Source organism: Ancylobacter gelatini (genome assembly GCF_022601675.1).
Taxonomy (GTDB): Bacteria; Pseudomonadota; Alphaproteobacteria; order Rhizobiales; family Xanthobacteraceae; genus Ancylobacter; species Ancylobacter gelatini.
The window spans coordinates 116,453-141,914 of record NZ_JAKVIL010000003.1 but is presented as its reverse complement, the minus strand read 5'-3'; the positions used below and the strand labels follow the sequence as shown (position 1 = coordinate 141,914).

The window sequence follows — 25,462 nt, the reverse complement described above, 5'->3', positions numbered from 1 at the left end:
TAACGGGCTACCTCGTGCGCATGATCTGGGCGGGATTGGCGCGGGGGTCGCGCGGCCTCCATGCGCCGGCTTCCACCATGGCGAAGAACTCCGCCAGTGCGGCGTTGAACGCGGCCGGCTCTTCAAGGTTGAGGGTATGCCCGGTTTTCGGCATCACCATCAGCCCACAGGCGGGAATGACGCGCTTCAGGAAGATGCCGGGCTGAAGGCAGTGGTCATCCTCGTCCCCGGCGATCACGAGCGTGGGCACCTGCATCGCGCGGAAACGGTCCTCCAGTGCATAGAGCGAGGGCCGGCGCGCCTGCACGCCGCGCATGGTGTTGGCGGCTCCGAGCGCCGAGTGCTCGCCAAGCTGGCGCTGGAATTCCGCCCAGCCGCGCGGGTCCTTGCTCTGGAACTGCACGCGCGAGGCGCCCTCGGCATAGGTCAGCGAGAACAGCTCACTGCCCTGTTCCAGGAAATTGGCCGCCACGGCTTCCGAGACGCCCCTGAAATAGGCCTCGTGCTCGATCTCGGCGCCATAACCCGTGCCGGCCGCCACCAGCGACAACGCCCGGTCGGGAAAATCGAGGCCGAAATGCAGGGCAGCGAAGCCGCCCATCGACAGCCCGACGACATGGGCCTTGTCGATGCCGAGGCCGCTCAGCACATCGGCAATGTCGTGCGCCGCGCGGGACTGGGAATAGGCCGCCACATCCTCCGGCACGTCGGAGGGCGGATAGCCGCGCGCGCCGAAGGTGATGCAGCGATAGCGCCGGGAGAAGAACCGCATCTGCGGCTCCCAGCTGCGGTGATCGCCGCCGAACTCATGAACGAAGATGACCGGCAGACCGCTCCCGGCCTCCTCGACATGCAGCCTCACATTGTCGCCGGTAGTGATGATGGTCATCGTTCGCCCTCCCTCTCAGAACAGCTCGGCCGGCGCATTCATGCCCCTGGCCGTCTCGACGGCCCATGGCAGGGCGGCGCAGAATTCGTCGACCCAGAGGTCGGGCACGGTGACGCTGACCTTCACGAAGCGGTCGCCGAAGGCCTTGGTGTGGTAGCTGCCCTGCCGGATCTGAATGTTGCGCCGGTCCAAAGCCGCGACCAGCGCCTCAGGCCGGATGCCGGCGCCTTCACATTCGATGATCAGGAAGTTGCCGTTCGACGGATAGACCGGCACGTGCAGCCCGGGAACGGCCTCGGCCGCCTCGCGCACGCGCTGCTGATTGTGCCGCTGCTTGGAGAGCACCTCGCCGAACCACTCGCCTTTCACCTTCAGCCCGGCAATGGCACCGCGCTGGGCGAGTATGCTGGAGCCGAGATTGTTCGGCGGCGCGACGGCGAGCCGTTCCATCACGTCGGGATGGGCGACCAGCGCTCCTACCCGCAGACCCGCGAAGCCCAGCCATTTCGAAAAGCTCCACACGGTGATGGTGCGTTCGGGATAGTGGTGGGCGGCCAGATGATGGCCATGGGCGAAGTCGCGATAAGTGCAGTCGTGAATGAGCCAGGCCCCTGCGGAACGGGCGATCTCCGCAATCTCGGCGATTTCCCCGGCCGTGCAGCATGTGCCGAGCGGGTTGTTGGGATCGACGATGTAGATCGCGCGGGTGCTGTCGTCGATCGCCGCGCGAAGCCGTTCCGGCGCCAGACGATAGCCGTGCTCGGCGCCATAGATCGGAATCTGCACGACGGCCGCGCCCGCCTCCCGGGCGAACGCCATCGGCCATGCCCAAGTTGGATCGGTGGTCACGAGGGTGTCGCCGGGTCCGAGCAGGGTGCGGCAGACATGATACAGCCCGGAGACGGCGCCATCGGTGACGAGCGCGGCCTGGCCGGGCAGGCCAAGATCCTGGATCACGCCCTGGCGCAGCTCCTCCAGCCCCAACGGGGGAGCGTAGGCATGGAAATGGTCGCCGTCGATGCAGTCTACCATCGCCGCGCGCACCGTGGGGTGGGCGGGATAGTGATTGGTGTTCTGCCCCATCCACCGCAGCGCGGCATTGGCGACGAGCCGGTCGAAATGCTGGTTGCGCCGCTCGAACCGGTGCATGGCGTGCCCCTCGACGCTCAGATGATGGACCGGCGGGACGCGATGCCGCCGTCGATGGTGACGATGGTGCCGGTAATGTAGCCGGCGCGGGGTGATGCCAGGAATACCATCAGATCCGCGACCTCCTCGGCAGAGGCGGGCCGCTTGCCGGGATATTTGGCAAACAGCTCTTCCCAACGGCTTTCGTCGTCATACCAATCGACCGCGCGGCGCTTCATCAGCTTGATCATGCGGTCGGTCGCGACCGGGCCGGGATTGACCCCCACCACCCGCACGCCATGGTCGAGGCTCACGCCACCCAGCGCGCGGGTAAAGGCCATCAGGCTCGCATTGGCCGAGGCGCCGGCGATGTAGTTGGCATCCCAGTTCTCTCCGGAATTGCCGATATCGTTCACGATCACGCCGTGGCCGCGTTCCTGCATGCGCGGATAGAGCAACCGGGTGAGGTAGATATAGCCATGAACCTTGAGGTCCCAACTGCGGCGCCAGAGCTCGTCGGTGACGGTCATTAGATCGCCCGGGGGGATGTCGCCGGCATTGTTGACGAGGATGTCGACATCGCCGCAGCGGCGGCCGAGTTCATCCAGAACAGCGGTGTCGGAGAGGTCGCCGGGATGGATGGCCACCTCTACGCCGAACTCGCGCACGATGCGGTCCCGGTTCGCCTCCAGCTCGGCGGCAGAGCGCGCGGCGAGGTGCAGCGAGCAGCCCTCGGCCGCAAAGGACAGCGCCGTGGCGCGCCCGATGCCCTTGGACGCCCCGGTGATGAGGACGACCTTCCCCTCCAGTCCCAGCTTCATATCCAACCCCGCCATTCTCGGCTGCGTCTGGCATGCCTATTAGTTATTTTGGCATGCCAATAATTGATTTTGGCATGCCAAACTTTCATAACATCCTCTGTCCGTCAATCAGCATCAGGCTGGCCATGCCCCAGCGCTTCGCTTAGAACGATGAAAACTCAGGCAGCGGCGGGCGCGCCAGGGTGTGAGAAAACCGGAGTTTGGCATACATGGATCGCACGCCGGCACCGCTTGCCTTCGTTTCCCGTGCGGCGGAAATTGCCGATCTCCTTGAGGGGGATATCCTGCGCGGCGCCCGCAAGCCCGGCGACCGGCTGGACGAGCGCCAGCTGGCGGAAGAGTTCGACGTCTCCCGCACGCCTATTCGCGAAGCCATTCAACGCCTTGTAGCCAGCGGCCTGGTCACGGTACGCGGGCGCAGCGGAGCGGTGGTGGCGGAACTCTCCGTAGCGGAACTGCTCGATGGCTTCACCGTCGTCGCCAATCTGGAAGCGCTCGCCGCCGCGCAGGCCGCCCGCCGCGCGATTCCCGAGCATCATCGCCAGTTGCAAGCCATTCACGAGCGCTGCGTCGACGCCGCGCGGCGCTCGGACGTCCAGGCCTTTTTCGAGGCGAACAACGATTTCCACGGCATGATCGCAGAGGCGAGCCAGAACCGCGTGCTGCAGGAACTGCTGCGCGCGGCGACGCTGAAAACCTCGGCCTACCGCCATTATGTGACCTATCGGCCGGGACGGATGCCGTCGTCCATCCCCGAGCATCAGGGCATTCTCGACGCCATCATTGCCGGGGATTCCATGCTCGCGAGCCAGCGCATGCAGGGGCATGTCGCCCTGCTCGGCGAGGATTTAACGGACTTCCTGCACTTCCTTCAGGCGACCAAGAGCGCCTAATTTTTCCTCAGTTTGCATGAAATACGTGCAAGCCTCAAAAACTCGCAAAATCAGCCGTGTGTGTGTTTGACGCTTGGGAACACCGCTGTTACGGTTTTGGCATACAACAGTTCTCTTTTGGCATACCTGCCGGCGCCCCTATCGCCAATCAGGTTCATTGCGGCTTCGCCTGCGGCGACGGCCGGGGAGGCTCTTATGCTGGACAGACGTGTATTCGTGCAGGGTGCCGCCGGGCTCGCGATCGCGGCGCCCTTCGCGACCTTCACCGGCGAGGCGAAAGCCGCCGGCTCCGCCATCACCGTCGCCGAGAGCGAGGGGCATGGCTGGACCGTGGTCTATGTGGCCGACGGCGCGAAGCTCTGGCCCCCCAACGCGCTCGACGTCACCGTCGCGAAATTCACCGCCGGCCGGCTGGCGCTCGATGCCGCGCTGACCGGCGCGGCGAATTTCTGCACCACGACGCAGAGCCCGACGCTGCTTGCCGCCATGCGTGGGCTGAAGCCGCGAATCGTCGCGGATTTCAGCCGCTCGGCCAAGGAGATGCTGGTCGCGGCCAACCGTAAGGCCGGCGTCGTCAAGCCCTCGGATCTGAAGGGCAAGAAGGTCGCGACCCGGATCGGGTCGAGCGGCCACTTCTTTCTCAACCAATGGCTCAAGCTCCACGGCATGACCCTGGCCGATGTCGAGGTGGTCAACATGGCCGGCCCGGAAATGGTCACCAGCGTGGTGCGTGGCGACGTCGCCGCCTTTGCCTGGGACTGGCTGTCAGCGGTCGCGGCCCAGCGCCAGGCCGGCGACGATATCATCATCCTCGACCGCGAGGGCATCGAGGCGATCTGGCGCTCGCATCTCATCTTCGTGGCCAATGAAGAGACGGTGACCAAAAGTCCGGAACTGGTGGAAGCCGCGGTCAAGACCCTGTTCGACGCGGAGGCGTTCATCGCCAGGGATCCGGCCGAGGCACGGCGGATCGTGGCGGCACGCACGGCGACCTCGGAGGAGGACACACAGAAGGGCATCGACCTTATCGATATCGACGTCCGGCTCGATTCCCGCCTGATCGATGTGATGGTCGCCGAGGCCGAATGGGCCATCGCGCAGAACATCGCCCAGCCTTACAGCGGCGATCTGCGCCAGCTGTTCGCCAGCCTCATCTATCCCGACGCCATGCTCAAGCTGCGGCCGGACCGGGTGAAGCTCTGAACATGGCGCCGTCGACCGCAGTCACGTCGGCCGCCGGAGGCGGCACTGCCGCCTTCCCACCGCTGTCTTCGCAAGGGCACGGGCACGGTGGGGGCGGAGGCGTGACGGTGAACGGCGTGTCGAAGCTCTACGCCTCTGCCGATGGCGAGCCGAGCTGGGCGCTGCTCAACGTCTCCCTCGACGTGCGGCCCGGCGAGTTCCTCTGCGCCATCGGCCCCAGCGGCTGCGGCAAGACCACGCTGCTCAACATGATGGCAGGCTTCATCCAGCCCACCCGTGGCGCGCTTCTGTTCAACGGCGCGCCGATCGCCGGACCGGGGCCTGGCCAGGGAGTGGTATTTCAGGACTATGCGCTGTTCCCCTGGCTGACGGCGCAACGCAACGTCGAGTTTGGGCTGCAGATGCGCGGCGTCGGCAAGGCGGAGCGACGGGACCGCGCGCGAAAGAGCCTCGACATGGTCGGCCTGCTTGCGGCGGCGGACCGCTACCCGTTTGAACTTTCGGGCGGCATGCGCCAGCGTGTGGCGGTTGCGCGGGCGCTGGTGAACGAGCCGCGTATCCTGCTGATGGACGAGCCGTTTGCCGCCGTGGATGCCCTCACGCGGGTGACGCTGCAAACCGAATTGCTGCGCATCTGGCAGGAGATCGGCTTCACCGTGTTCTTCATCACCCACAATATCGAAGAGTCGGTGTTCCTCGGCGACCGCATCGTCGTGATGGCGTCGCGCCCCGGCCGGATCGAGGCGATCATCGACAACCCGCTGCCGCGGCCCCGCAATCGCGGCGAGGCCGCTTTCGGGGCGCTGTACGCCCGCGTCAACGATGCGTTTCACCGGCAGGGGGCGTGATCATGGCGGCCGAAAAGCACGACGTGCCGCCGGCGGCGGTCAATGCCAACCTTACCGAACGCGAGAAGCTGGAGATCGAGTCGAGCTTCCGCAACGAGATCGTGGCCACGCGGCACCGGCGCCTGAGGCGCGGGCTGATGTTCAACCTGATCGGCGTGCTGATCTTCCTCGCGGTCTGGGAGGTGCTGCCGCGCATCGTACCGGGGGTGAACATCCAGATGTTCCCGCCGCCCTCGGGCGTGATCGCGACGCTCTACGGCATGCTTGCGGACGGCCAGCTTGCCGCGCACGCCTGGTCCAGCCTCAAGCGCGTGGCCGCCGGCTTCGTCATCGGCTCATCCGCCGGCATCCTCGTCGGGCTCTTCACCGGGCGCCTCGCCTTGCTGCAGAGCATGTCGGATCCGGTCCTGCACGGCCTGCGCTCCATTCCGGCCATCGCCTTCGTCCCGCTCGCCATCGTGTGGTTCGGCCTCGGGGAAACGCCAAAGATCGCCCTCATTTCCTGGGGCACATTCTTTCCGGTCTGGATCAGCACCTTCATCGGCGTGCGCGATGTGCCCAAGCTTTATGTCCAGTCGGCGCTGAGTCTCGGTGCCGGCCCTCTGAACGTGATGTTCCGCGTCGTGCTGCCCGCCGCGATGCCCTTCGTTTTCGCGGGGCTACGCCATGCCACCGCCGTGGCCTTCGTCATCGTCGTGGCGGCCGAGCTGGTCGGCGCGAGCAGCGGGCTCGGCTACCTCATCTCCTTCTCCCATCTGGTATTTCGCATCGACATGATGTTCGTCGGCCTGCTTGCGCTGGGCGTCCTCGGCTTCCTTGCAGATGCGGCTTTCGCCGCGTTGCTGCAGCGCCTGTTTCCCTGGTACCGGGCGGAGCGTTCCTAATGCCTTCAGGTCGCAACAAGGCTCCCATGCGGCGCGCCGTCATTGTCGGCGGCGGCGCGAACGGCACATGGATGAGCGTTCAGTTGGCACAGTTGCCGTCGATCGGCGAGATCATCGTCATCGATCGCGACGGCCGGTTCGGCCGCGGTGTCGCCTATTGCTCGACCGCTGATCATCATCGCATCAACGTGCCGGCCGAGCGCATGGGCGGCAGCAGCCCGGACGATTCCCTTGGCTTCGCGCAATGGCTGCGCCGGGCCGGGCATGCCGAGCCGGCGGATTTTGCCGAGAGTTTCGTGCCGCGCCGGCTCTATGGCGACTATCTGTGCGCCCAGCTCGACGCTGTGATCGCGCAGGGCAATGTCCGCTTGCGGCAGGCGATGGTGCAGGCCATCGAGTGCCGAGCCACCGGCCATGCCGTCCTCCTCGACACCGGCGAAGAGATCGAGGCCGACGTGGTGGTGCTGTGCCTCGGCAATCCGCCTCCGGGACAGATGGCGAGCATGGTGCCCGGCCCGCGCCTCGTTCCCGATATCTGGCGGCCGGCTGCGCTGGAGGCCATCCTGCCCGAAGACGACGTGCTCGTGATCGGGACCGGCGCTACGGCGGTCGATGCGGTTCTCGAACTCGCCGACCGCGGCACCAATCGGCCCATCCGTATGGTATCGCGCCACGGCCGGCTGCCTCTCATCGATGAACCCTCGGCGAAATGCGAGGCTGTGACGGGCGTACCGGTGGATACGGCGCTCGGCATGATGCGCGGGCTCCGCGCTGCCGTCGCCGCGCACACGGCGCGTGGGATCGGCTGGCAGGCCGTTGTCGACGAATTCCGGTTGAACGCGGTCGAGATCTGGCTGGGGCTGCCGGATGCCGAACGGCGCCGTTTCCTGCGGCATCTGCGCTCGATCTGGATGGTGCATCGCCATCGACTTGCGCCGGACGTCGCCGCGCGGCTTCGCCGGCTGCAGGAGACCGGCCGGCTTGAGATCGTCGCGGCGCGGGTGCTCGGGGGCGAACCGACGCCGGAAGGTTACGCCGTACGGCTCCATCGTTCCGGTGCCCCAAGTGGCACCGCGGAAATGCTGGAGGTGGACTGGGCGCTCAATTGCACCGGACCTGACGAGAATTATGCCCGCAGCCGCGATCCTCTGGTCGCCTCGCTGCTCAAGAACGGGATGGCGCGCCCCGGCCCGTTCGGCCTCGGGCTCGACTGCGACCTCCAGCATCGCCTGCTGAACCAGGATGGCAAGGCGCAGAGCGGTCTCTATCTCGTCGGCCCACCGAGCCGGGGACGGTTCTGGGAGGTCACTTCCGCGCCGTCCGGGCGCGACCAATGCATTGCCGTCCGGCACAATCTCGACGACCTGCTGAAAGCCCTTGCGGCGCCGCCCCGTTGATGTCTATTAACTACATAGATTAAATATAAAATTGGAGAGTCTCATGACCGCAGACATTGTCTCGCACGCGTTGAGCCGCCGTTCTCTGCTCCAGCTCGGCGCGGCGGGTGCACTGGCCTCGACCTTCCCGTTCGGCGCGGCCAAGGCGACGGAAACCGAGGCCACGCTGGCCTATGGCAGCACGGGCTATACCTGGGCGCTGACCTTCGTGGCGGAGGCGCTCGGCACCTGGAAGCAGAACGGCGTCAATCTGAACGTCGTGGATTTCCCCACCGGCCGCGAATCCATGCAGGCGCTGCTCGCCGGCTCGGCCGACTTCTCGACCTCCACCGACACCCCCTTCATCTTCGCCGCCTTGCGCGGCCTGAAGCCGATCGTGCTGGTGAACTACAGCCGCTATTCCCGCGACATGAAGATCGTGGTCAGCAAGGCGAGCGGCATCGATCCGGCCAGTCCGGCGAGCCTCAAGGGCAAGAAGATCGCCACGCGCGTCGGCACCAGCGGCCAGTATATGCTGGCCAAATATCTCGAAATGGCGGGCCTCGGCCTCAAGGATGTCACTGTCGTCGACCTCTCGCCCAACGACATGACGGTGGCGACCCTGCGCGGCGATGTCGATGGCTTCGCCTGGACCGGCCAGGCCGCCGTGGTGGCCGAGAAGCAGTCCAATGGCGCCGTGGCGGTGATGACCCAGGAGGGGCTCGACAAGTATTTCCAGAGCCATCAGCTCCTGCTCACCTCGGAAAAGGTCATCAAGGAAAAGCCGGCTCTGCTCGACGCCGCCGTCAAGTCGCTGCTCGGCGCGGAAGAGCGCATCGCGGCGGATCCCACCTGGACCTCGCTGATCGCCGAGCGGGTGCGTGCGCCCGCGCAGGAGATCACCGAGGCGACCAGCGTCTTCGAGTTCAAGATCGGCTTCGACGAACGCTTCCTTGACGATCTGGTGGCGCAGGCGGAATGGGCCATTGCCACGGGCCTCGCCCAGCGCCCGGAGGGCGATCTTCGCGCGCTGCTGCGCGGCCTGATCTATGAGGGGCCGGTCAAGGCCGTGAAGCCCGAGCGGGTGACGATCTGACCGTGGCAAGCCTTATCGAGGTGGAAGGCGTCTCGCAGATTTTCGAGACGCGCGAGGGCAAGGCGAACTGGGCGCTCTGGCAGGTATCGCTTGAGATCGAGGCGGGCGAGTTCGTCTGCCTCATCGGGCCCTCCGGTTGCGGCAAGACCACGCTCCTGCATCTCATCGCCGGCTTCATGAAGCCGTCCGAGGGCAGCGTACGCTTCGCCGGCGCCCCGGTCGGCGAGCCGAGCCCCGATCGCGGCGTGGTGTTTCAGGAATACGCGCTCTTCGGCTGGATGACGGCGCGGCAGAATGTCGAATTTGGCCTGCGTATGCGCGGCATGGGCCGGGCGGAACGGCGCGAGAAGGCCCGCGAGGCGCTGGCGCGGGTCGGTCTCGAGCGCGCGCTGGAGCGGTACCCGCATGAGCTTTCCGGTGGCATGCGCCAGCGCGTGGCCGTGGCGCGGGCGCTGGTCAACGAGCCGCGCGTGCTGCTCATGGACGAGCCTTTCGCGGCGGTCGACGCCATCACCCGCACCACGCTGCAGGACGATCTGGTCCGCCTCTGGCAGCAGACCGGGGTGTCCGTCGTCTTTGTGACCCACAATGTCGACGAGGCCGCCTTCCTGGCGCAGCGCGTCGTGGTGATGCGCCCCCATCCCGGCAGCATCAAACGCTCGATGAATATCGATCTGCCCTACCCACGGCAGCGCTCCTCTGCCGAATTCGCGCAGCTCTACGCCCATCTCGGCGAGGCCCTGGGGGAATAATGATGGCCGTCGATACTTCCGCTGCGGAAACCACGCACCGCGTTGAACTGGAAACCGCGTTCCTCGACGGCCGCCACCGCGCCCGGCGGCGGCTGTTTCTGCTCCGTGCCGGCCTCAACCTGTGCGGCGTCGCGCTGTTCCTGCTGGCGTGGGAAAGCGTTCCCTGGCTGTTCCCCAGCATCAACCCTGTGCTGTTCCCGACGCCTTCCCTGGTGTTCGCGACCTTCTGGCCAATGCTGACCTCCGGCGAGATCCCGGTGAATATCGCCGTCAGCGTGCGTCGCGCCGCGACCGGCTTTCTGCTGGCGACCGTGCTGGGCATCGCGGCGGGCGTCTTCACCGCGCGCTCGCGCCTGACGGAATATCTCACCGAGCCGCTGCTGCATGGTTTCCGATCCGTGCCGGTGATCGCTCTGGTACCGCTCTCGGTGCTGTGGTTCGGCATCGGCGAGGGCGCCAAGGTGGCGCTCGTGGCCACCGGTGCGTTCTTTCCGATCTGGATCGCCACCTTCATCGGCGTGCGCGACGTCAACCTCGTCTATCTCCGCTCGGCGGCGTGCCTCGGAGCGGGTCCCCTGGCGACCATGTTTCTCGTGGTGCTGCCGGCCGCCCTGCCGCTCATCCTCGCCGGCTTGCGTCAATCAATGGCGATTTCGCTGATTGTGCTCGTGGCCGCCGAACTTTCCGGCGCCACCTCGGGCGTCGCCTACATGATGTCGATGGGCCATCAATTGTTTCGGGTCGACATCATGTTCATCGGCCTGTTGCTTCTGGGCACGCTCGGCTTCGCCTTCGACCGGCTGTTCGTCTGGCTGACCCGCCGCCTCTTCCCCTGGTACGTCAATTGAGCCACGCCCGATGAGCGACCCCGCCGATCTGATCCTGCACAATGGCAATATCCTGACCTTCGATCCCGCCCGCCCGTCAGCCCGCGCGCTGGCGATCCGGGGCGGCAGGATCGTGGCGAGCGGGGGCGACGACATCCTCGAAGGCTGGGCGGGCGCCCAGACGCGGCGGATCGACCTCGACGGCCGCTTCGTCATGCCGGGCTTCAACGACACCCATGCCCATATGGAGCGGGAAGGGTTGAAGCTTCAGCGCCTCTCGCTCGCCGGCGCCGGGTCGGTCGCCGAAATCCTGGCGCGGATCGCCGCTGCCGCCCGGGCGACGGCACCCGGCGAGTGGATCGTCACCATGCCGGTGGGCGAGCCTCCCCACTATTTCGATGCTGTCGCCGGCCTGACCGAGCGTCGCATGCCGACCCGCGACGAACTCGATCGCGTGGCCCCGGACAATCCTGTCTATATCCCCGGTCATTTCGGAAATTGGGGCGTGCCGCCTGGCCACACGGCGCTCAATTCGCGGGCGTTGGCCCTCAACGGGCTGAACCGCCACAGCTGCCCGCGTTGCCGGGGGGTGGATTTCGTCTGCAATGAGGTCACCGGAGACCCGACCGGCGCGATCATCGAGCACAATGGCCGCCCCACGGTCGAATTCGACATGCTCCCCGCCGTCCCGCGCTTCGGTTTCGACGCGCGGCTGGAAGGTCTGCGGCGCTCGATCGCCCTCTACCATGCCTGCGGCACGACCAGCGTCTATGAAGGCCACGGCTCCGCACCCGAAACCATTTCCGTCTATCGCGCACTGTGGGAGCGCGGCGAACTGACGATGCGTACCGGTCTTTGCATCAGCCCCAGCTGGTCCGGCGTCGCCGAGGCCCAGCGCGTGATGCGCGACTGGCTGGCCTATGCCCGCGGGAAGGGATTGGGCGATCCATGGCTCAATATTTCCGGTGTGCACATCGCTTATGGCGGCGATCCCGTGGTGGCCGAGCTGGCGCGCGCCGATCTGCCGAATACCGGCTGGTCCGGCTTCGTCGAGCAGGCTTACACCCGCGAGGAATTCCGCGAGGTGTGCTTCCTCGCGGCGGAGCACGACCTGCGCCTCAACACCATCGTTTCCGATCAGCTGCATGAAATCGTGCCGGTGCTCCTGGCCATCAACGAGCGCTACCCGCTCGCGGGACGGCGATGGGTGATCCAGCATGTGGCACGCGCCCGAATGGAGGATTTACACACGCTCAGGGCTCTCGGCGTGATCGTCACCACCATCCCGACCTATTTCCTCTGGAAGGGCGGCCATGCCTATGTCGACGAGCCGGACGATGGCGATCTGGTCGTTCCGCATCGCCATATGCTGGATATCGGGCTGCCTCTCGCGATCGCAACCGACAACATCCCCTACGACCCGTTCTTCACTCTGTGGGTGACGATGGCGCGGCAGGAGCGCAAGACGGGCCGAACGATCGGCCCTGGTCAAAGGCTGGACGTCGAGACCGCGCTGCGCTTGTTTACCGTCGCCGGCGCCCAGCTCACCTTCGACGAGACATGGAAGGGCCCGCTCGCGCCCGGCTTTGCTGCGGATCTCGCCGTTCTGTCAAACGATCCCCGGCTCCTCACCCCTGACGCGGTGCGACAACTTCGGTGCGAGATGACGCTGGTCAACGGAAGACTGGTGCATGGTGCCGGCAAGGTTTAGGGGCGGCAAATTTTATGCGTCCCGCTCGATCTGATCCCCGAAAACGGAACCGTTTGAAGCTGGCACTGTCCGCGCCAGAATCCCTGGGCCGTGAGCACCCTGATGCTCACCGCTCCCGTGCCGGCATCGCTGGCGAGCCGAGCCGTTCAGCATAAGCAGCCAGAGCTTCGCCGTGGTGCTGATCGGCACGCAGGCCGAGATATCCGTCGGGCCGAACGACGAAGAGAGCGACACCACGGACGCCCAGCCGCTCCGCGACCGCCTCGTCGATGCGGGTAAAGCCGTTGGCCTGGGTCTGCGTGGCGAGCAGCATGCTGGCCTCCAGAATGGCGCTTCCGAGATGGGCGTCGAGCATGTCGCGGAGACCGCTGAGTTCGTCAGGCACCGCCATATCGCCACCGATGACGATGGCGATATGGCCCCAATGACCGGCACCGGCCTTGAACGCGACAGCCCCCTCCTCGGCCGGCCGGATTTCGATATCGCTCGGCCACAGCTGGCCCGCGGCGAGCGCGTCGTGCCGCAGGCCCATCACGATGGGTGACGCGCCATAGTCGATATTCAACTCGGCTTCGGCGACCGCTTCCTGGTGACGGGTCGCCCGGTTGGCAAAAATCCCGCGGATGAATTCATCGCGGGCGCGGCGATCATCCGGGCTTTTCAGCATCTGGGCATGATCGGCCTCATCTCCCGACGCGGTGAACATCTGCGCCACCGGGCGCCGTTCGGCCTCATAGCTGTCCAGCAGGGCCTCCGAGCAAACGCCCTTGCAGACGAGCGCGAGCTTCCAGGCGAGATTGAACGCGTCCTGCAGGCCGCTATTCATGCCGTGACCCTGGATCGGGCTACAGGTATGCGCCGCGTCGCCCGCAATGAGCAGACGCCCGGAGCGGTACTTTGCCGCCACTTTCGTGTGACACCGGAAGCGCGTCGGGTTTGCTACCGCCGTAAAGAGCGCATCGGGCACGTATTGGCGCAGGGTGCGTGTCGCATCGGCCACCAGGTCGGCCTGCTCGGAACTCGGCCGGAGGTACACCCGCCAGCGCTCGTCAGGCAGGGCGGTCAGGATGATCGGCGGCTCGTCGAGATAGGCGTAATTGGCTTCATGGGAATGAGGCCAGCCGTCGATGGTGGTGTCGAACACCGCCCATGGCTCCTCGATGTCGTGCCCGTCCTGTTCGATGCCGGTGAGCGAGCGGACCGTGCTGTGATGTCCATCGCAGCCGACCACCCAGCGCACGAAGACCTGCCGTTCCACGCCGTCGCTGGCGAGCGTGGCCAGCACGCCGTCGTCCCGCTCGTCGAGGCCGATCAATCGGGTGGACCGGGTCACCGCTCCGTCGAGTTGCACGAGATAAGCCGTGAGGATCGCCTCCGTGACCTCTTCGGAGACACCAAGATTGAAGGGATAGCGGCTGCCGCTGAGGGAAAGGTCGACCTCTCCCAGTGCTTTGCCATTGGAATGGATGCGAGCCGTCCGCTGCTTGACGCCCGCCTTCAGCAGGCGATCCGCGAGCCCCAGCGAATCGAATATCTCGATCGACCGAGGATGAACGACGGTGGCCCGGTCCCAGGTCAGCGGCCTGTCATGGGCGTCGATGAGCAGGCAGCCGACGCCCCGGCGCTGAAGTTCCACGGCCAGCATCAATCCCGTAGGGCCGGCTCCGACGATCAGGACGTCCGCATCGATTCTCATGAAACTCGATCTTCCTCACGGGACGTCAGCAGGCGTCCCGCTGGAGCCCGTCCCGTTCTAGATGGGCGGACACCATAGCAGTCCTGCGACCGGCCAGGTTACCGTCGATGCGCATCATGGCGGAGCTGGCCGGCGCTTTCTCTGTGAAAAAGCGCCCCTGGGCGTGCATCACGGTTCTGGGGTTCCAGGAGAAGGGCCTCGACACGTTGTATGGCGGGAGCGTCTTCAACCTCTGGAACATGGATCGGACACTTCCGAAATAGCGTCGAAGGCTCCACGTCACGCAAAGGCGGATCATCGGGGCGCCGAAAGAGCACGAGGCCGGGCCAGTCCTTCCTTCTTATCCCCGATCGGAAAACAGCCGCTTGCTCAGAATGGCATGGACGCCCCAATTGCCATCGACGACCTGGGTGATGCCGAAATCGACGGCCGCCGACATCAGCGCGATTGCCTCATCCTCGCTCAAACCCTTCGTCGTCATGAGGAATCGCCGCACCTTTCTGAAGGCGTCGCGCATGGCGAGGTCGAGCGACGACTTGGCATAGACCTCGCTCTGACCGTCGGCGCCGAATTCGGCGAGATAATTGGGGTGGCTGAAGCCGGTCAGGATCCAGTCCTCCGGCGTCTCGATCAGCGGATAGGTCAGGTCGGCAAGCAGCGTCCCGGCAACGTCGGCCTTCTTGTGCAGAACGACGCGGAAGGTGCCGGTCATCGAGCACTCGATCGCCGTGCCCGATAATTCGCCGTCGCCCTGCGCCGCATGCGGATCGCCGACCGACAGCAGCGCGCCGGGAACCGACACCGGCAAGTACACCGTCGCGCCCTTGCCGAGCCGCCAGTTGTCGAGGTTGCCGCCGAAATAGGCCGGCGGCACCGAGTCGACGAGTTCGGCTTCGCGCGGGGCCACCGCAATGACGCCGAAATGCGGCCGCAGCGGAATGCGGATGCCGTCGAGCACATCCGTCTGCAGCTTGACCGTACCGGGAAGGACCGGGACGCCGGGATAGTCGTAGAGCGCATGCCGGACGCCATAGGGATCGGTCTGCGCCTCCCATCGATAGGAATGCACCGCCTGGGCATAAGGCTGGTCGGTGTCCGTGACGATCTCATAGACGGTGACCGTCTCGCGCGGGTGCGGCTCGCTGAGGAACTCCGAATAGTGGAATCCCCACCACGCGGCGACGCTGCTGCCGAAGACCCGCCCGGCATGGTCTGGATGGCGCGAGGGACGGGGCTCGATATCGAGAATATGCACCTCCAGCACGTCGCCGGGCTGGGCGCCGCGCACCGCGATCGGGCCGGTGCAGATATGCACGCCAAACCCTTCACCCGCTCCGCGGCCAAAAACCGAGGCGTCGAGCGGGCCCGCACCGCGCCGATCCACCGCCTTCGCCGTCGGTGTCCAATGGAACACGCTCTCCGCCCCCGCATCGCCCTCGATCATGCGCTGCGGATCGTCGGAGGCGTGCTGGGTCAGTGTCTCGATGGTGACGATGTCGCCGGAGGCAATCTCCAGCAACGGCTTGAGCGAGCGGCTGAAATAACCCCAGTGCACATGCTGGGCATGCACCGGCAGGTAATGGCGCGCCGGTGCCTGCGGCGGGTCTTCAGGCTCGACGCTGTCGAGCAGCACGCTGCGGCGCGTGTCCGGCTCCGCCTTGGTCTGGCGCGCGCGCAACTGTACCAGCGCCTCCTGCGGCCAGCCGCGCTGGCCGTTCGACAGCGCGCCCTGGCTCTGCCGGTCCGTCTCGCGCCGGCGCAGCTCGCGCGGGGGTAGGCCGAAGCGCTCGCGGAACAGGCGGCTGAAATGAGCGGAATCGGCAAAGCCATAGCGATAGGCGACCTCGGAGATCGGCACCGCCGTCTCGGCAGGATTGGCGAGGTCGTGCCAGGCCCGCTGGAGACGCCGCTCGCGCACATAATGGCTGAAACTCTCGCCCGTGCTTTCGAACAGCTTCTGCAGATAGCGCTCGGATATGCCCACGGCCTGCGCCACCTCGGCGATCGACGTGTCCTCGCTGCCGACGCTCCGCTCGATGGTTGCGTAGATGCGCTGGAGCAGAGCGGCGCGGCTCGACGAGGAATCGGTTCTGTTCGCCGTCAGTTCCGCCGACAGCACGAGGAGAAGATCGGCGGCGCTCTGCGCCACGGCCTCCCATTCGGGCTCGGAGAGCCGGTCGAGCGAAGTGGCGGCGGCCTGCACGGTTCGGGCGAGAATATCCGGCAGCCCGTCGGCGTCGAAGACGCGCGGCCGGCAATCGGCGAGCGGAGACGCCTTGCGCCCTCGAAACGCGTCGACCGGCACCGCGAGCACGACGGCGCGCAGCCCGCGCTGGAACTGCATCTGCCACTCCGCCGCCCGCGGCGCCAGGATGACCTGGCCGGCCGGAACGATCTCCGGCTCGCCATCCATGATGAGAACCGCGCTGTTTTCCAACGGCAGCAGCAGGAGCGGCAGGCCTGTGCGCGCGAGCTGCGGGCGCAGGACCTGGGCATCTGCCGTCAGATGGCCGATCCGCACCCCGAGCGAGGAGAGGCGCGAAAGCGCCGTCGCGTGCGTGGGCGAGCCGGTGCGCACGCCATGCGACTGCAATCCGAAGCCGGCGAGCACGTCCTGCCAGGCGCGCTCGCGCGCGTCCCCGGAATAGGACTCGCTGGTGAACGGCTGGGCGGTCATGGTTCGAACCTCGGCATGGAGGTCGATTCAAGCAAGGATTATGCCTTTGGCATGCCCAGAGCCGCAGGGGCCGATCCGGACAGGCTCTCAACGGCCGGCGAAGAGACTCTTGCGGATCGAGCCGGTGACGCCCCAATTGGCGTCGACCACCTGGGTGACGGCGAAATCGGCGGCGACCGACATCAGCGAGATCGCCTCGTCCTCGGAGAGCTTGTGCACCGTCATCAGGAAGCGGCGCAGCTTGCGGAAGGCATCGCGCATCGCGTTGTCGAGGCTGGAGCGCTTGAGGATTTCAAGCTGATGGTCCGGCCCAAGCTCGGCGAGATAATTGGTCACGCTGAAGCCGTAGACCGACCAGACCTCGTCATTCTCAAGCAGGGGATGGTTCAGCCCTTCGCGGATCGTTCCTTCGAGGTCCGCTTTCTTGTGCAGGATGAATTCGAACTCGCCGGTGAGCGAAATCTCGATGGCGGTCCCGGAAAGCTCGCTGTCGCCCTGCGAGGCATGCGCGTCGCCGCAGGAGAACAGCCCGCCGGGAACCGCGACCGGGTAGTACATGCGGGAGCCCTTGGCGATGCGCCAGTCATCCATGTTGCCGCCCGTATAGTTCGGCGGAATCGTGGACACGAAATCGGCCTCCGCCGGGGCAAGTCCCATCGTGCCGAAATGCAGCCGGGCCGGCACCTTGATGCCCGACAGTATGCCTTCCTTCTTGCTGATCGTGGTGTGGTCAACCCGCACGCCGGGATAGTCGATGGTCGGATGGACGACACCGTCCGGGTCGGTCTGCGGGGTCCAGAGATAGGAATAGAGCGCCTTCACCGCCGCCTCGACCATGTCGAGCTCATAGATCGTCACCACCTCGCGCGGCTTGGGCTCCTCGATCAGGTCCTGGTACTGGAAGCCCCAATTGGCCGAGGGGTTCGAGCCGAAGAAGCGCCCGGCATAGGCCGGGTTGGCGCTGGGGCGCGGCCAGGCGTCGAGGATGCGCACCTCGATCACGTCGCCGGGCTCGGCCCCTTCGATGGCGATGGGGCCGGTGAGCAGGTGCACGCCGAGGCCTTCGCCGGCGCCATAGGTGAACGGGCCGTCGGTCGCCCCCGCTCCGCGCCGGCGCAGGGTCTTGGCGTCCTTGGTCCAGAGGAAGATCTCCTCCGCGGCCTTGTCGCCCTCGATCATGCGCTCATAGTCGTCATTGGCATGATGGGTGATGGTCTCGATGACGGCACGCTCCCCCGACTTGAGCGTCAGCACCGGCTCAAGCGTCTTGCTGAAATAGCCCCAATGGACGGTGTCGGGCGTGGCGGGCAGGTGGTGCTTGGTCATGTCGAGCCTCGATTGGAGGAAGTGTCGGGTGCGGGAGCACGCGTCGCGCGGGCTATTCCGCGGCCATCGTGCTGAGGAAGCGGGCGGTGAGCGGGTGGCGTGGCGCGTGGAGTACCCGCTCGGCAGGCCCCTCCTCGACGACCGCCCCACCGGCCAGGAAGACGATGCGGTCGGCCACCTCGCCCGCGAAGCGGAGCTGGTGGGTGGAGATGACCATGGCGAGCCCGTCTTCCACGGCGAGCCGGCGGATGACCTCCAGCACCTCGCCGACGAGTTCGGGATCGAGCGCCGAGGTCGGCTCGTCGAGCAGCAGCACGCTCGGCCCCGGCGCCACCGCACGCGCAATCGCGACGCGCTGCTGCTGGCCGCCGGAGAGATGGCGCGGCAGGGCGTCGGCGCGGTGGGCCAGTCCGACGCGCTCCAGCAGTTCCTGCGCGCGCCGGTCGGCATCGAACCGCGACAAGCCCTGCACCCAGCGCAGCGGGCCGGCGATGTTCTCGCGCGCGCTCAGATGGCCGAACAGGTTGAACTGCTGGAACACCATGCCCACGCCGACGCTGGCGCGCATCTGCGCGGTCGCGCGCGGCGAGAGCGAGCGCCCGGCCTCGTCATTGCCGAGGAAGCTGCCGCCGACGCGGATCGTGCCGCCCTCCCAGCCTTCCAGCCGGTTGATGCAGCGCAGCAGCGTGCTCTTGCCGGAGCCGCTGGGCCCCAGCAACGCCACGACCTCGCCGGCCCGGACCGTCAGGTCGATACCGTCCAGCACGGTCTGGCTGCCATAGCATTTGCGCAGCCCCTTCACCTCGACCGCGACATTGTTTTCGGCGAGGCGGCGGGCGCGAGCCTCCCGGTCCGCCGGCGGGTTGGCGGCCCTGGCGGAAGCCGGCGGCAGCGGGTCGACGGCGATCTCCTCGAGGATCTCCTCCGCGACGTCCGGCGGGATGACGCCCGCGACATCCGCTACGGCCGGCTCGGCACGGCCCGGCAGCAACGCGCGCAGGAATCGCCGCATCTGCTCCTTCGGTGGCGGCCGGTCGAGGTCGAGCAGCAGTTCGACGACGATCTGGATCGTCGCGATCACGCCGGTCAGCACGAGATACATCAGCCCGGAAGCGAAGAAGATCGAAAAGAAATCGAACGTCGCCGAGGCGAGCTGGGTCGAGCGCAGCGTCAGTTCCTGGACCGCGACAACCGAGGCGAGCGAGGAATTCTTGAGCGCGCTCACCGCCTCGTTGCCCAGCGCGGGCACCATGGAGCGGATAGCCTGCGGCGCGATCACCCGGCGCATGATGGCGGCCGGCGTCATGCCCAGCGCCTGGGCGGCGCTGACCTGGCCGCGATCGACGCCGATAACGTTGGACCGCAAAATCTCGGCGATGAACGGCGCCTCGTTGAGCGCAAGCGCCAGGCTCGCCGCGGAGATGGCGGTGAGCTTGATGCCGATCAGCGGTAGCGCATTGTAGCAGAACACCATCTGCAGGATCAGCGGCGTGCCGCGGAAGATGATCGCATAGCCGCGCGCGATGATGGACAGCGCTCGGAAGCGGCTGAGTTGCATGGCCGCGAGGACCAGCCCCATGACGAGCCCGCCCAGCAGGCCGAGCACGGTGATGAGCAGCGTATAGCCGACCCCGTCGACGAGGTAGGGCATGCTCAGATAGTGCAGGAAGAGATCCATCGGCCTTTCCGCGGTCTGTTGGAAAGGGCGGCCACGAGACTCTCCGCGGCCGCCCGAGTCATCGCGGATGTCAGTCGGCGAGCACCAGCTTCGGCGTCTCCAGCTGCTCGGCCGGCAGGTTCCACTTCTTCATCATCTCGACCTGCAGGCCCGACTTCTGGATCTCGGTCAGCGCCGCCATCACCGCGTCGCGGAACTCGATATTGTTGCGCGGCACGGCGATGCCGACCGAATAGGGCAGCGTCACCGCGGTCGCCTTCTCCAGCTTGTCGGGATAGGCCTTCACCGCGCCGTCGACGGTGTTCACGTCGTTGATGTAGGTGTCGGCGCGCCCGGCAAGGATCGCCTGGATGCAGTTGGCGTTGTTGTCGAACAGCAGGATTTCCGGCGCCGGCTTGCCGGCGGCCTTGCACTCGGCTTCCAGCGCCTGGATCAGCGGCACTTCGACATAGCCGGTGTTCTCGGCCGCCACCGCGCCGCACAGCGAGGTGTCGATGCCGGTGATCTTCTTCGGGTTGCCCTTGGCGACGAGCACGCCGTCATAGACCTTGAGATAGGTGATGAAGTCGGCGGCCTTGGCGCGGTCCTTGGTGGCGTAGATGTCGGAGATGACGATGTCCGCCTGCCCGGCCTGCAGGGTCGTCAGCAGCGAGGCGAAGGTTACCGCCTTGTAGGTCAGCTTGAAGCCGAGGCACTCGCCGATCGCCTCGCCGAGGTCGATGTCGAAGCCGATATATTTGGTCGGGTCGTTCGGATCGATCGTCTCGTAACCCGGCGTGTGCGGGTTGATGGCGTTGACCAGCGTCTTGCCCTTGAGGGCGGGATATTTGGCCTGCAGCGCGGCGCAGGCGGCGGGCGCGGCGGCCTCGGCCTGCTGCGACAGGCCGGCGTTCATGCCCCCGGCGGCGACGACAAGGCCGAGACCGCCGAAGAGCGCGGAACGCAGGCGTGCGGCGACCGACATGCGGCGCCCGCCAAAATAGGTATCGAGATTGAGTGCCACTGGACCTTCTCCTCTGCTTCCGCGTGCCGCTGGGCACGATGACGGGACCGGGGAGAAGTCTTATGCAGGGGATGCCCGGGAGACTTGTCTATGGACGCACCCATTGTTGGACGGACAGCTTCCAACTTTCAGGCAGATACTGCTCATTAGATGAGCGCCCCGCCCCTCGGCGGCCGCGTTGGGCGTGTGCATGCGAGGGCGCGCCCGCTATCAAGCCGGCCTCGGAAAGGCAATGACCTGCGCCGGCGGTCACTTCCGAACGAAGGTGCCCAGTCCGTCTGCATCGAGATATTCGATGGTCACGGCATCGAAACGCGCCGCTTGCTTCGTGAAGGTCGCCAGTGAGATGGAGCCGTCGGTCGCGTTCTCGCTGGACGGCGCGAAGGTGAAAGCGTTGCCGTCCCAATGGGCCAGCGCATATTGCTTCGCCGCCGGACCGAGCTTCACTGCCAGCCCGTCGCCGTTCCGAACGATGTCGAGGTCGCCGTAATAGTCGTTGCCATAGGTGCCGACATAATCCGAAAGCGACGCGGCTGGCGCCGGGTTGCTCGGCCGTTCCTTGCCGACGAGGCTGCCCACCGGCCGGTTCACCGCCGTCAGCATGGGGCCATAGGCTGCCAGCCAGTCGCGCTCGATCTTGCCGAACTGCACGAGATCCGTGAACTCGGCCGCCAGCGACTCCGGCACGCCGAGCGGCCATGCATTGGTGAGCACGAGGATGCCCACGCCTGCCGACGGCAGCATGGTGAACGCGGTAGCGGCGCCGCTGGAGAAAGCGCCGGAATGGGAGAGCTGGACCCGGCCCGCGGGGTTGATGCTCACATTGAAGCCAAAGCCATAGAAGCCGGGACGTGCGGCGACGGCCGACGAAGGGCCGGAGATCATCTGCGCCGAGATCGCCGGCAGCAATGCCTCGGGAGCAATGACCGGCTTGCCTTCATGGACGCCGTCCTGAAGCACCATGGCCATCCAGCGGGCCATGTCGTTCACCGACGAACTGACGCCACCTGCCGGAGATTGCGCGTCGGGCTCGCGCTGATATTTGTGCACGAAGCTGCCATTGACCGACACATGGTTCACGGCCTTGTTGGCGCGCCTGTCGAAATCGGCGAAGCGCGAACTGGTCGAGGTCATGCCCAGCGGCTTGTAGAGCGCCTCTTCGGAAAGCGTTGCCCAGTCTTTCCCGGCGGCCACCGCCACGGCTTCCGCACCGGCGGTGAAGCCGAAATTGGTGTAGGCGTAGGAGATGCGGAACGGCTCCAGCGGCAGAAGGCGCAGCCTCTCCAGCACCGCGCGTCGGTCGAAGCCGATATCTTCAAGATTGTCGCCGCCATGGTCCGGCAGGCCGGAACGATGGGACATCAGATCGGCGATGGTGACGTGCTCGCCGACCCATGGGTCCTTCAAGCGGAACCAGGACAGATGCGTGATGACCGGCGTCTCCCAGCTCACCGTCCGGGCACCCACCTCATGGGCGACGACCGTGCCGGCGACGGCCTTCGACAGCGAGGCCAGTTGGAACACCGTGTCGGCGTCCACCTTGTCCGGCGCGCCCACCCTGCGGATACCGAAGCCCTTGGCATAGACGGTCTTGCCGTCCCTCACCACGGCAACCGCCATGCCCGGAATGCCGGTCTTTGTCATCAACGCGTCGGCAAGACCGTCGAGCTGAGCCACGGCCGCGTCGATCTGATCGCCGGAAATAGGAACGGCGGAGATGAAAGGGGGTGGCGGAAGGTCCTCGGCTCTGGCGGGCAGGACGGCGAACATCAGCGCGGACCCGACCGCAACCAAGCGACATGGCTTCATCCAGGCCTCCCCTGCCCTCACTCGAAACACACCGACATGGTCCGCGCGCGACATTTCGGGTCGTTGAGGGCCGACAACGAGTACCGTTTATCGGAACCTCCGCGTCAAGCCGGCCCTTGCGCTGTTTTCGTGGGGGGTCAGAGCCTGATTGGCAAGCATGGGTGACGGTGAGCATTGCGTCGGCGATGAATGCGAACCGACGCCCGGTTCCGCCACGCGGGCCTCCTGCCGACCGTTGCTCCGGCCATCGCCCCCCCGGGTCCGGCCGCCCTCCCGGCTTCGGCCGGGAAGGCACGGCGCAGCCCGGGTTCCCGGGGAAGGGCGTGGCGGCCAGCGCGCCAGCCTGCGCGACGCACGGTCTTGCTCGGGATCTTACGAGCCGTCCGTCCGCTCCATCTCGTGCCGCCAGGGCGGGTTGGCGCCCGCGCGGGTGACCGAGATCGCCGCCGCACGCACCGCGAAGGCGAGTGCGTCCCCGATGGCTTCGGCGCCCAGCGCCGCGAGCGCGGCCGGCGACAGCGCGCCGCGCCGCTCCAGAGCGGCAAGGAAGGCGGCGTTGAAGGTATCGCCCGCCCCCACCGTATCGGCGACCGTCACCATGGGCGCGCGAACCGCGACGTCGACGCCGGCACCGAAGGCGCGTGCGCCGCGCGATCCGAGCGTCACCAGCACGAGGCGCGGCCCAAGCGCCCGGACCGCACGGGCCTTGTCGGCGATGTCGCCCTCCCCCATCAGCCAGGCGAGGTCCTCGTCGGACAGCTTCACCACATGAGCCAGACCGATCAGCCGGTTTATGCGGGCGCGATAGGCGTCTTCGCCGCGGATGAAGCCGGGGCGGATATTCGGGTCGAGCATGATCAGCCGGCCCTGCCCGTCGCCCGCGACCCGCGTCGCCAGCGCTTCCATGGTCGACCCTACCGGCTCGCCGACCAGGCTGATGCCGCCGACGAACAGGGCCTGCACCGAGGAGGGAAGTTCCGGCAGGTCCGCCGGGCCGAGCATGCGCCCGGCGGTGTTCTCGTCGAGGAAGAGGTAGCGCGCCTGCCCTTCGACCAGCGTGACGAAGGCCAGCGTCGAATGCCGGTCCGACCGCTGGCACAGCGAGGTATCGACGCCCGCCTGTGCCAGCGCCGCGCGCAGCTGGTGGCCGAACAGGTCGGAGGACAGGCCGTACCAGAAAGCGGTCGGCGCCCCGAGCCGCCCGGCCGCAATGGCGGTGTTGAACACCGAACCACCGGGCAGCGGCAGGAAAGCGGGCCCTTCCGGCGTCTGCCGCGGCACCATGTCGATCAGCGCCTCGCCGGCGCAGAGGATGGCCGGCGAGTTCGGGAAAGGCTCGGGCATGATCTTGTCCTCGACCGAAAAGGTTCAGCCGGCGAGATAGTCGGCGAGCACGCCGCGCGCACCCTTGCGCCACACCGCCTCCAGCGCCTCGGCGAAGGCCGCGACGACCTCGGCATCCTGCCCGAGATCGCCATAAACCTCGCCCATGGCAAGCCAGATCGACGGGTCTGACTTGGCCTTATTCGCGCGGGCGGTCAGCTCTTCCCAGTTGGGATCGTTCGGGGCGATCACCGCGCCGCTGTCCGTCGTGCCGGCGCAATAGCGGCACCACAGCGCGGACAGCAGGATCAGGCCCTTCGGCAGCCGCCCGGCGGCGCGGTTGTCGCGGATCGAGGGCACGATGAATTTGGGCTGCCGGTTGGAGCCGTCGAGGCAGAGCCGGCGCACGGTGTCCGCCACTTCCGGATTGGCGAAGCGCTCGCGAATGACGGCGTAATAGGCGTCGAGGTCGGTGTCCGGCACCGGCGGCACGATGGGCAGGATCTCCTCGCGCTCGACCTTGTCGAGGAAGGCGGAAACCAGCGGCTCCTCCATGTCCTCATGCACCAGCTCGATGTCCATCAGCCCGCCGGGATAGGCGATGATGGCGTGGCCGCCATTGAGGATGCGTATCTTCATCGTCTCATAGGCATGGACATGGTCGGTGAAGATGACGCCGACCTTCTCCAGTGCCGGCCGGCCGGCGGGGAAATGATCCTCCAGCACCCATTGCCGGAACGGCTCGCAGGTGACCGGCACCGGGTCGGCAAGCCCGAACTCGGCCGCCAGGGCGCGCTCGCGCTCGCCGGTAGCGGGGGTGATGCGGTCGACCATGCCATTGGGAAAAGCGACGTTGGCGTCGACCCACTCGGCGAGTTCGGCGTCGAACAGCCGCGCGAGGCCGACCACCACTTGCCGAGTGACATGGCCATTGCCGGGGAGATTGTCGCAGGACATGACGGTGAAGGGTGGAATGCCGGCCGCGCGGCGGCGTTTGAGCGCCGCGAGAATGGCGCCGAAAGCGGTCTCCGGCCGCGCCGGATTGGCCGCATCGGCCACGATCTCCGCCGCGCCGGCGTCGAGCCGGCCGGCGGAATCCATGAAGTAGCCGCCTTCCGTCACGGTGAGGCTGACGATGCGAATCTCCGGCCGCGCCATGGCCTCGATGAGCGAGGCATTGCCGGGCTCGACCGGCAGGAAATCGATCATCGCGCCGACACGCCGCGCGCTCTTGCCCTGCGGATCGAGCTCGATGATGGTCGACAGACAGTCCTGCGCCTTCAGCGCCGCGCGCATCTGCGCATCGGCCGCACGCACGCCGGCGCCGATGATCGCCCAGTCATGCCCCTCGCCCAGTGCGAACAGGTCGTCGAGATAGACCGCCTGATGCGCGCGGTGGAAATTGCCCAGCCCGATATGGACGATGCCCGGCGTCAGCGCGGCGCGGTCATAGGCGGGAAGCGATATGGCGGGCAGGGTCATTTCTTTGGTGCCATTCAGTTGCGGCCGCCCATCGAAGCGC

The 25,462-nt window shown here is 66.7% G+C and carries 20 protein-coding genes; 9 read left to right on the top strand and 11 right to left on the bottom strand.

Translation table 11 applies throughout. The features are described 5' to 3' along the window. Positions 1–7: 7 nt before the first annotated feature. The 3 genes from MKI84_RS06820 to MKI84_RS06810 are packed head-to-tail and all read right to left on the bottom strand — an operon-like array spanning position 8 to position 2,838. Positions 8–889: an alpha/beta fold hydrolase gene (locus tag MKI84_RS06820; protein WP_241617825.1), complete on the bottom strand. Its 882-nt coding sequence runs from the start codon at positions 887–889 to the stop codon at positions 8–10. Positions 890–904: 15 nt separating this feature from the next. Next, positions 905–2,038, bottom strand: coding sequence for a pyridoxal phosphate-dependent aminotransferase (locus tag MKI84_RS06815; RefSeq protein WP_241617823.1), 1,134 nt, complete (start codon positions 2,036–2,038; stop codon positions 905–907). 17 nt (positions 2,039–2,055) lie between these two features. Then, positions 2,056–2,838, bottom strand: coding sequence for an SDR family oxidoreductase (locus MKI84_RS06810; protein WP_241618383.1), 783 nt, complete (start codon positions 2,836–2,838; stop codon positions 2,056–2,058). Between the two features lie 209 nt (positions 2,839–3,047). On the opposite strand from MKI84_RS06810, the gene MKI84_RS06805 reads away from it, so the two are divergent. The 9 genes from MKI84_RS06805 to MKI84_RS06765 all read left to right on the top strand — a co-directional run bounded on the left by MKI84_RS06805 (position 3,048) and on the right by MKI84_RS06765 (position 12,428). Next, positions 3,048–3,731, top strand: a complete 684-nt coding sequence (locus MKI84_RS06805; protein WP_241617821.1) for a GntR family transcriptional regulator — start codon at positions 3,048–3,050, stop codon at positions 3,729–3,731. Between the two features lie 195 nt (positions 3,732–3,926). Next, positions 3,927–4,934 (top strand): ABC transporter substrate-binding protein, encoded by a 1,008-nt coding sequence (locus tag MKI84_RS06800; RefSeq protein WP_241617819.1) that lies wholly within the window; start codon positions 3,927–3,929, stop codon positions 4,932–4,934. Positions 4,935–4,936: 2 nt separating this feature from the next. After that, a complete protein-coding gene (locus MKI84_RS06795) occupies positions 4,937–5,782 on the top strand; it encodes an ABC transporter ATP-binding protein (RefSeq protein ID WP_241617816.1) in 846 nt (281 codons plus the stop codon). A 2-nt stretch (positions 5,783–5,784) separates the two neighbouring features. Next, a complete protein-coding gene (locus MKI84_RS06790) occupies positions 5,785–6,666 on the top strand; it encodes an ABC transporter permease (protein WP_241617814.1) in 882 nt (293 codons plus the stop codon). A 26-nt stretch (positions 6,667–6,692) separates the two neighbouring features. Next, positions 6,693–8,063, top strand: coding sequence for an FAD/NAD(P)-binding protein (locus tag MKI84_RS06785; RefSeq protein WP_241617811.1), 1,371 nt, complete (start codon positions 6,693–6,695; stop codon positions 8,061–8,063). Positions 8,064–8,106: 43 nt separating this feature from the next. Continuing rightward, the gene (locus MKI84_RS06780; protein WP_241617808.1) at positions 8,107–9,138 is read left to right on the top strand and encodes an ABC transporter substrate-binding protein; all 1,032 of its coding nucleotides are present in this window, start codon (positions 8,107–8,109) and stop codon (positions 9,136–9,138) included. A 2-nt stretch (positions 9,139–9,140) separates the two neighbouring features. Beyond that, complete coding sequence (locus MKI84_RS06775; RefSeq protein WP_241617806.1) at positions 9,141–9,890, top strand: ABC transporter ATP-binding protein; 750 nt, start codon at positions 9,141–9,143, stop codon at positions 9,888–9,890. Positions 9,891–9,892: 2 nt separating this feature from the next. Beyond that, on the top strand, positions 9,893–10,738 hold the full coding sequence (locus MKI84_RS06770) for an ABC transporter permease (protein ID WP_241617804.1): 846 nt from the start codon (positions 9,893–9,895) through the stop codon (positions 10,736–10,738). Positions 10,739–10,748: 10 nt separating this feature from the next. After that, a complete protein-coding gene (locus MKI84_RS06765) occupies positions 10,749–12,428 on the top strand; it encodes an amidohydrolase (RefSeq protein ID WP_241617802.1) in 1,680 nt (559 codons plus the stop codon). 106 nt (positions 12,429–12,534) lie between these two features. Here the strand turns inward: MKI84_RS06765 and MKI84_RS06760 are convergent, their stop codons facing one another. From MKI84_RS06760 to MKI84_RS06725, 8 genes are all read right to left on the bottom strand, one after another. Beyond that, positions 12,535–14,124, bottom strand: coding sequence for an FAD-dependent monooxygenase (locus tag MKI84_RS06760; protein ID WP_241617800.1), 1,590 nt, complete (start codon positions 14,122–14,124; stop codon positions 12,535–12,537). 340 nt (positions 14,125–14,464) lie between these two features. Continuing rightward, the gene (locus MKI84_RS06755; RefSeq protein ID WP_241617799.1) at positions 14,465–16,801 is read right to left on the bottom strand and encodes an acetamidase/formamidase family protein; all 2,337 of its coding nucleotides are present in this window, start codon (positions 16,799–16,801) and stop codon (positions 14,465–14,467) included. Positions 16,802–16,888: 87 nt separating this feature from the next. Beyond that, a complete protein-coding gene (locus MKI84_RS06750; protein ID WP_241617797.1) occupies positions 16,889–18,127 on the bottom strand; it encodes an acetamidase/formamidase family protein in 1,239 nt (412 codons plus the stop codon). A 52-nt stretch (positions 18,128–18,179) separates the two neighbouring features. Next, entirely contained in the window at positions 18,180–19,805 is a 1,626-nt protein-coding gene (locus MKI84_RS06745) for an amino acid ABC transporter permease/ATP-binding protein (protein ID WP_241617795.1), read from the bottom strand. A gap of 70 nt (positions 19,806–19,875) precedes the next feature. Continuing rightward, positions 19,876–20,808, bottom strand: a complete 933-nt coding sequence (locus MKI84_RS06740) for an ABC transporter substrate-binding protein (protein WP_425353809.1) — start codon at positions 20,806–20,808, stop codon at positions 19,876–19,878. Between the two features lie 249 nt (positions 20,809–21,057). After that, positions 21,058–22,485 (bottom strand): serine hydrolase, encoded by a 1,428-nt coding sequence (locus MKI84_RS06735; RefSeq protein WP_241617794.1) that lies wholly within the window; start codon positions 22,483–22,485, stop codon positions 21,058–21,060. Positions 22,486–22,989: 504 nt separating this feature from the next. After that, complete coding sequence (locus MKI84_RS06730) at positions 22,990–23,961, bottom strand: carbohydrate kinase family protein (protein ID WP_241617792.1); 972 nt, start codon at positions 23,959–23,961, stop codon at positions 22,990–22,992. Between the two features lie 24 nt (positions 23,962–23,985). Further along, entirely contained in the window at positions 23,986–25,422 is a 1,437-nt protein-coding gene (locus tag MKI84_RS06725; protein ID WP_241617790.1) for a mannitol dehydrogenase family protein, read from the bottom strand. Between the last annotated feature and the right edge of the window lie 40 nt (positions 25,423–25,462).